Here is a 6,618-nt window from a genome sequence, read left to right as displayed (position 1 = left end):
TTAAATGTTCAATTATCCGGAAAGACAAAATATAGCCCTGATTTATGGCGCATTATCCCCACTGCTTAAGGCACACCTACGCCACGACTAATATTGACAAACTGGGGCTTTGTTTATCGCCATATTTTATCCAGGGCAGACTTCGCCATTCAGACTTAGCCACAACCATAAAAATATACGTCCAAAATAATCCCCTCTTGGCAAAACAGAACCATATTGCGAATATTCAACAAGCACGGGGACTCAATAACAACCCTCCGGCTACATCAGATAGCATTACCTTGCCTACGGGAGACGTAAGACCTACTGACTTTTCAATGCCTGAAGCAGAAGCGGTAAAGGCTCTTCGCTCTTACGGAATATCAACTAAATCATTACGGGCATATGCAGAGACCAATAAAATAATGGAAAAGAAAACCAAAAAGGTATTTTATTCGCGGTCATATATTGTAGACTTATCCCGGAACTGGCTGACCAAGCAACAGGTGATGAAGAAGTTGAATTTTGGTGGCAGCCGTTTCTATGTTTGGAAAAAAGCCAGGGGAATAGAACCTGTTGTAATTGGGAAGATCAGTCTAGTGAAAGCGTCGGATGTTATTGAGGAATTAAAGAAATGATTAGCCATGAGGACCATTGGATGAAAGAAATGGTCGGATAAAATGTCTTATAAATGTTACATTAGCTTTTCAATAGTTTACAGAAAAATAGACCGTGTAAAAAATGGTCGGATTGAGGGGTCCAGTTCGGGTCCAAAAAGTCGTGAGTTCAAATCTCACCGCCCCGACCCTCTTAAAAATGGTCGCCATTAGTCCGATGGCGACCATTTTTTTCCTTATCCTGCCCCTGCTTCGCCCAAGAGGCTACGCAGGGCACAGCCATATTTTCCTCACGCGACCCGGCGTAGTTCGCCGCCCCGAAACGAAGCCGTGGCGATTCTGAAAATTTTTAGTCAACCAGGGCTGTTTGGGCAGTTTTGGGCATGAGGACCATTTGAAGGGGTAATGATTTTCAATCAATCTGAATAATCTGCCCTGGTTTAATCCTCTGGAGTGTTTTCAGGACGGCAGGTATGAGTGGTTGAATATCGTCGAATCGGTTGGTTCTGGCACTTAAAACAATTACAGCGATTTTGACCGACTTCAAGTTCTGCTGAAAGACAAGGTTCTGGTCAACCGTAATAAAAACATCAAAATCATCTTTAATGGCTTTAAGCAAAGCGCCGTTAAGTAATCCATTCAGCCGAATCTGTTGAACCGTCCAGACTTTATGACCGGCAAGAGCATTGGCAAGACGACGGGGAAGGCATTCGTCAATAACGACTTTCATATTTACACCGTCGCAAGGAGTTTTTCCTTGGCGACTTCTAATACCGCTACAACCTGTTTATGAGTCACTGTGGGAAAATCATCCAAAAACGTCTCAATTGAATCATCTGCCTCCAGGTAATCCAGAAGCGTCTGAACCGGTACGCGGGTTCCCTGAAAAACAGGTGTTCCACCGAGAATTCCTACATTGGAGATAATAATATTGGGCATATATTTTTTCATGCATTGATTGTCTCAAATAATCAATAATAATCAAGACAAAAACGACAGACAAACGTTCCTTAATATTCATACGAATTTTTCTCTTGCCCTGCCCATTTATTCTGATTCCAAAAAAATGGTCATCCAAGCCCCTCTGCCCCATTTTTGGGCATGAGCTCTACCCCATATGCCCTAATTAATTTTTAAAAATGCCTGTGGAGCGTCAAAACAATTCCGTGGGGTTCAGATAGGGCGAGGGATTACAGGGCTTCTACGGGCAAATCTTCCATGCCGACCATAATCCGATATTCTTCTGGTCGCCGTTTTTCCGTGTTGACTTCTACTTGGGCGGGTATAGCCTTGAATCCAAGAATGTATTGTCCCTGGGCAACGGCCGGTGTTCGCGGGTATAATCGAGTAATCTGATAATTTGGGATAAGCCGACCATGAAGCGGCGCCATAATAACAAGTTGGGGCCAGAGCAACATGAATAAACTTAGTCAATGTGACTCCTAGTTTTCTATTTTTCCTACTAGTTTTCCTTGCTGTTTGTGGATAATGTAAACCATGGCCTTTCAGGAAGAAATTCAAATCAGTACAAGCGGGCACGAAGACATACATGACATCACCAGCAAGGTTTCCAAAATTGTGGAGCGGTCTGGAATCCAGACAGGCGTTGTTCATGTTTTCAATGTGGGAAGTACCGGTTGTATCGGAACAATAGAGCTTGAGCCAGGCTTGGCGCGCGATCTTCCCGAGATACTGGATAAGCTCATGCCCCCCAGCCGCGCATACGGGCATGAACAGGCATGGCACGATGGTAATGCTCACTCCCACCTCCAGGCGACATTGATGGGACCTTCTCTGACTATGCCCATAAGCAAAGGACGCCTCGTGTTGGGTACCTGGCAGCAGATATTTCTTCTTGAGTGTGATGTAAAACCTCGTTCGCGAAAGATTATTGTTACTGTGCAGGGAAATTAAAACAGGTGGTAAAGACTATGAATCAAATCACAGTAGAACACAATCCAAGCGAAGAACGGTTGAAAGAATTGGGAGTATTGGGCTGGCCTGTCTGGACAAAGGAAGCATCCGAATTCCCGTGGAGCTATGATAGTCAGGAAACGTGCTATTTTCTCGAAGGTGATGTTGTTGTTACTCCTGACGGCGGCGAGCCAGTAGAAATGGGCAAAGGTGATCTTGTTACATTCCCAGTTGGAATGTCATGTACATGGAATATTCGCAAAGACGTTAAGAAGCATTACACCTTTGGGTAAGCGAGAAGGAAAGGTGTCAGTCCTTGCATGGTTGCAAAATTTAGCCGGGCGGTCGGGACAGCGCATCCGTTATGCGCAAGAAGGAGAAAAGAGATAATGAAAACTTCTGTAATATTCTTAAGTATAGTGGGACTATTGTTGACAGGATGGCAATCCCGATGTTCGGCAAAGGATTCTAAAAAGGAAAGAGGCCCAGATATGAAAAGTTCCCAGCAAAGTGTTTCCGTGAACCATGAATGGGGCACACTCAAAGAGGTCGTTGTCGGCAGAGGAGAGGATATGGTTCTACCCAGCTATTGTGATGCGGTGAGTTTTATCTATGATCCCAAGTATATTGAAATGATGAAAAAAGATGGTGGAAAACCAGTCAGTGAAGTGGAACCTGAAAGCGCCAAGATGGTTGTCGAGCAGATCAACGGTTTGGCAAAAGCGCTTGAGAAACGGGGGGTGATAGTCCATCGTCCCCGCCGGTTAACCCATCCCGCCGAAAAGGGATACCTGGCGGACGTACAGAAGGGGAGTTTCTTTTTGATGGCCCGCGATCCTATTCTGGTTATAGGTAACAATGTGATTGAGACAGCTATCAAAATCCCGTTTCGCGCAAAGGAAAGGTACGCTATAAGGCCCATTATCAGGGAACGCATCAAAGGAACCGGAACTAAACACGTGGCTGTACCCGCGGTTTCCCCCGCTTTCAGGGAGGATGGTATCTACCTGGAAGGTGGAGACGTTATGCTTAACGGATACGAAATCTATGTGGGTAACTCCGGACGAGGAAGCAATAAAGCGGGTATCGAGTGGCTCCAAAACTATCTGGGACCGGAATACAAAGTCCGCGAAATCAAATTGAATCCGGAATTCGAACACCTGGATTGTGTGCTTGCCCTGCTTCGGCCCGGTTTGGGCCTTATCTGCCGTAAAGGGATACTGAGCGAATTACCTGAATCATTACGGAACTGGGATTTTGTCGAAGTGTCTGTTGACGAGGCAAAGAAACTTGGAGCAAATTGCCTGGTGCTTGATGACAAGACAGTAATTATGGCCGAGCATCAGCACAGGATAGCCGAGGCATTGCGGAAGAAAGGACATAACGTCATTGAGATACCTTATGATCAAGTTGTGACCTGGGGTGGCGGATTCCGCTGCTCACATCATCCCTTACGTCGTGAGAGCAAACTGGAACGATGAACTCCGGGCCCTGTTGAAAGGCACATGCAAAATGAAAGAAAGAAGAATATGCGCGGCTTTGCGTTTTCTTATTTTCTTCGGGATAATTGCTGTTTCAAGCCCGGCACAGGAAATCATCACGGATGGCGGATTATCCCCGGCAGTCCGCAAAAAGATCGAGCCCTCCCTTAAACCTCGCTGGCCTTTCGATCGTTACCCTGCTCCACCGCCCCCCTATTACTGGTCGGAAAAGACCTGGGCCGCCCTGCCCGCCCGGGAAGACGCCGCGGATGTTGCTCCACCGAACTCGAAATACCCGGAAGCGCAGTCAAACGCTTCGGCCGATGTTTTTTTTATTCATCCCACGGGATATTCATCACCCACATCATGGAACGCACCCTGGAATGAAAAGGCCGCCTCAGCCGCCACGGACGGTATGATGCGTTACTGCACCAGCGCCTTTAACGCGGCCGCAAGGGTTTACGCTCCCCGTTACCGGCAGATGACAATCTACTGCTTCTTCGATCAGGGTACATCCGGTATCCGGGCCGCGGACCTGGCATATTCCGATGTCGAGCGATCCTTTAACCATTATCTGAAATTCTGGAATCAGGGGCGTCCACTCATCCTGGCCGGCCACAGCCAGGGAAGTTTTCACGGATTGCGCCTGCTACAGGAAAAGATAATCGGCACCCCTCTGCAGGACAGGCTTGTGGCGGCCTATTTGATCGGATTTGCCGTGCCGATGGGTATTCCTGGCATTGAACCATCGCGTTCAGCCATGGATACGGGCACAGTGATCGGCTGGAACACGTATACCAAGGATGGGGTTCCCGATTTCTTTACCAGGAATGCAATCATATGGCTGAAAGGTTCCTATCGGAAGATCAACGGTTCTCCCATCGTTCAGATCAATCCTCTCTCCTGGAAACTCCATGGCGGATTTATTCCAGCTCGTAAGAACCCGGGGGCTCTGCCGGGGTCGGAGTCGGAAACCACGCTTCTAAAATTGATTCCCGGAATAGTCGGTGCCGACGCCTCCGGAAAAGTGCTTATCATTAACAAGCCCGCAATACTGGGATTTCCCGGAATGGGTCCTGACATGCCCTTATTAAACGCGGATTTCGGCGACTATCATAACTACGACTACCAGCTTTTTTACGAGACCATTCGACGTAACGCGCTCGACCGCGTAAAAGCCTTTATGGCCAAGCCTAACTGAAATCCGGTCTTCCGCAGAATACGGGAATCAGGGTCGGGCGATTCGCCTGCTGACGCCTCGCAGGCAATGCGGAGCGTTTGGGAAACCTTTTTATTCACCGCCGGCGTAAAGCCGCCAATCCCGCGAATATCGGCAAATGCCGCCGGCCCAGGCTTCCCGGCCATTATAGGAGCCATTTTACTCACCGTCGCCATGACGTATTTCTCCGGCTTGCCGGTGATCTCCGCCAGCATCTTTGAAAGCGCCGGCAGCAGGTTATTGCATTGCTCGTCCGAAACATTCGACACGTCCAACTTAATCAACGGCATAGGATCCTCCTTTTAAAGCTGTCTTAATATTTACACCTACACCAGGTCGCAGGCGTCGGCGGGCATCCAGTGTTCTGCCTTACCTTCCCACTTGATATTACAGCCTATCGGATTTGTCATTGGAACGCTTACGAGGTTGCCGAAAAGATGTTCTTCCAGCGCCCTGTCCAGGTCGTTAACCCTCATCTTTATGGCCTTCCTAGGGTTGTCCACCCCTCTGCCGGTGTAGATTAGGGTTCTTTTGCTGTCAAAAACATAGAAAGAGTGCGGCGGATAATTCGTGATTTTCCATGTTGACCTCTTAAAAGGGCAGGTATAGCCTTGAATCCAAGAATGTATTGTCCTTGAGGAACGGGGTTATTGGCATTGGGCAAAACGGTAAATAGCGAATGGAAAGGAGTCACACAATGGGAGATAAAGGCGGAAAAAAGAATAAGAACAAGAGTCAGAAACAGATGGTAATCAAACAAGAGCACAAGGCCCAGCAGAAGCAGGATAAGCAACAGAAGAACACTCCGTGAGAGGAATCAGAACTCTGTGTTAACTTGTAAAGCGATATTGACCTCTTAAAGGGGCGGGTATAGCCTTTAACCCAAGAATGTATTGTCCCTGGGCAACGGGTGGTGAAAGGAACACGAGTGCGTCTTTTGCCCCCCTTTTACCGTGGATAAGACGCAAATCTGCGGCTTTATCCCGTTCTGGCCGTTGTTAAGACGCAAATTAGCGTCTTAGCAATGTCTGGGAAATGGCTCGTAAGGAGCAGTTAAACCCGTAATAGAAATGGGTTGTGACGATTTTAGGGGAATCTGATAATTCTGGATAAGCAGACCGAAGTTAGCGTCATAATAACAAGTTCGCCTGATTAGACAACCGGACAAGACGCAGAGCACAGCCATGCTTCGCCCAAGGGGCTACGCATGGCACGGCCATATTTTCCTCGCGCGACCCGGCGTAGTCCGCTGCGGCGAAACGAAGCCTGCGCGCGGCCATCCAAAAAGGGACCACTCCGGCCATCGAAAAGGGACCACCTGAGGCATACTGTCTCCCAAGGGAATAAACCCTTAGGAGGCAAGGAGCATGCTCAAGATGGAACCAGTTCACGTTATCAGGCACAAGTA

Annotated in this window: 10 protein-coding genes; 5 read left to right on the top strand and 5 right to left on the bottom strand. The window is 48.0% G+C overall.

Translation table 11 applies throughout. The annotated features are described in order from the left end of the window. Positions 1-44 precede the first annotated feature (44 nt). Entirely contained in the window at positions 45-617 is a 573-nt protein-coding gene (locus Q7J27_09295; protein MDO9529342.1) for a hypothetical protein, read from the top strand. Positions 618-1,008: 391 nt separating this feature from the next. On the opposite strand, the gene Q7J27_09290 is transcribed toward Q7J27_09295, so the two are convergent. The 3 genes from Q7J27_09290 to Q7J27_09280 all read right to left on the bottom strand — a co-directional run bounded on the left by Q7J27_09290 (position 1,009) and on the right by Q7J27_09280 (position 2,014). Beyond that, the gene (locus Q7J27_09290; protein MDO9529341.1) at positions 1,009-1,326 is read right to left on the bottom strand and encodes a DUF5615 family PIN-like protein; all 318 of its coding nucleotides are present in this window, start codon (positions 1,324-1,326) and stop codon (positions 1,009-1,011) included. 2 nt (positions 1,327-1,328) lie between these two features. After that, positions 1,329-1,547: a DUF433 domain-containing protein gene (locus tag Q7J27_09285; protein MDO9529340.1), complete on the bottom strand. Its 219-nt coding sequence runs from the start codon at positions 1,545-1,547 to the stop codon at positions 1,329-1,331. A gap of 239 nt (positions 1,548-1,786) precedes the next feature. Beyond that, positions 1,787-2,014 (bottom strand): hypothetical protein, encoded by a 228-nt coding sequence (locus tag Q7J27_09280; GenBank protein ID MDO9529339.1) that lies wholly within the window; start codon positions 2,012-2,014, stop codon positions 1,787-1,789. Positions 2,015-2,093: 79 nt separating this feature from the next. On the opposite strand from Q7J27_09280, the gene Q7J27_09275 reads away from it, so the two are divergent. The 4 genes from Q7J27_09275 (at position 2,094) to Q7J27_09260 (ending at position 5,192) form a co-directional block, all read left to right on the top strand. Continuing rightward, positions 2,094-2,510, top strand: coding sequence for a secondary thiamine-phosphate synthase enzyme YjbQ (locus Q7J27_09275; protein ID MDO9529338.1), 417 nt, complete (start codon positions 2,094-2,096; stop codon positions 2,508-2,510). Positions 2,511-2,527: 17 nt separating this feature from the next. Beyond that, positions 2,528-2,803 (top strand): cupin domain-containing protein, encoded by a 276-nt coding sequence (locus tag Q7J27_09270; GenBank protein MDO9529337.1) that lies wholly within the window; start codon positions 2,528-2,530, stop codon positions 2,801-2,803. A gap of 96 nt (positions 2,804-2,899) precedes the next feature. After that, on the top strand, positions 2,900-3,991 hold the full coding sequence (locus tag Q7J27_09265) for an arginine deiminase family protein (protein MDO9529336.1): 1,092 nt from the start codon (positions 2,900-2,902) through the stop codon (positions 3,989-3,991). Between the two features lie 31 nt (positions 3,992-4,022). Continuing rightward, a complete protein-coding gene (locus Q7J27_09260) occupies positions 4,023-5,192 on the top strand; it encodes a DUF3089 domain-containing protein (protein ID MDO9529335.1) in 1,170 nt (389 codons plus the stop codon). Here Q7J27_09260 and Q7J27_09255 read toward each other — a convergent pair. Then, positions 5,129-5,500, bottom strand: coding sequence for a phenylpyruvate tautomerase MIF-related protein (locus Q7J27_09255; protein ID MDO9529334.1), 372 nt, complete (start codon positions 5,498-5,500; stop codon positions 5,129-5,131). The two genes, Q7J27_09260 and Q7J27_09255, sit on opposite strands and share 64 nt — an antisense overlap. A 36-nt stretch (positions 5,501-5,536) precedes the next feature. Beyond that, the gene (locus Q7J27_09250) at positions 5,537-5,686 is read right to left on the bottom strand and encodes a hypothetical protein (protein MDO9529333.1); all 150 of its coding nucleotides are present in this window, start codon (positions 5,684-5,686) and stop codon (positions 5,537-5,539) included. Positions 5,687-6,618: the final 932 nt, after the last annotated feature.

The sequence above is a fragment of the Syntrophales bacterium genome (assembly GCA_030655775.1).
Taxonomy (GTDB): Bacteria; Desulfobacterota; Syntrophia; order Syntrophales; family JADFWA01; genus JAUSPI01.
The sequence above is the reverse complement of the archived record's forward strand: the minus strand, read 5'-3'. Positions and strand labels throughout refer to the sequence as shown.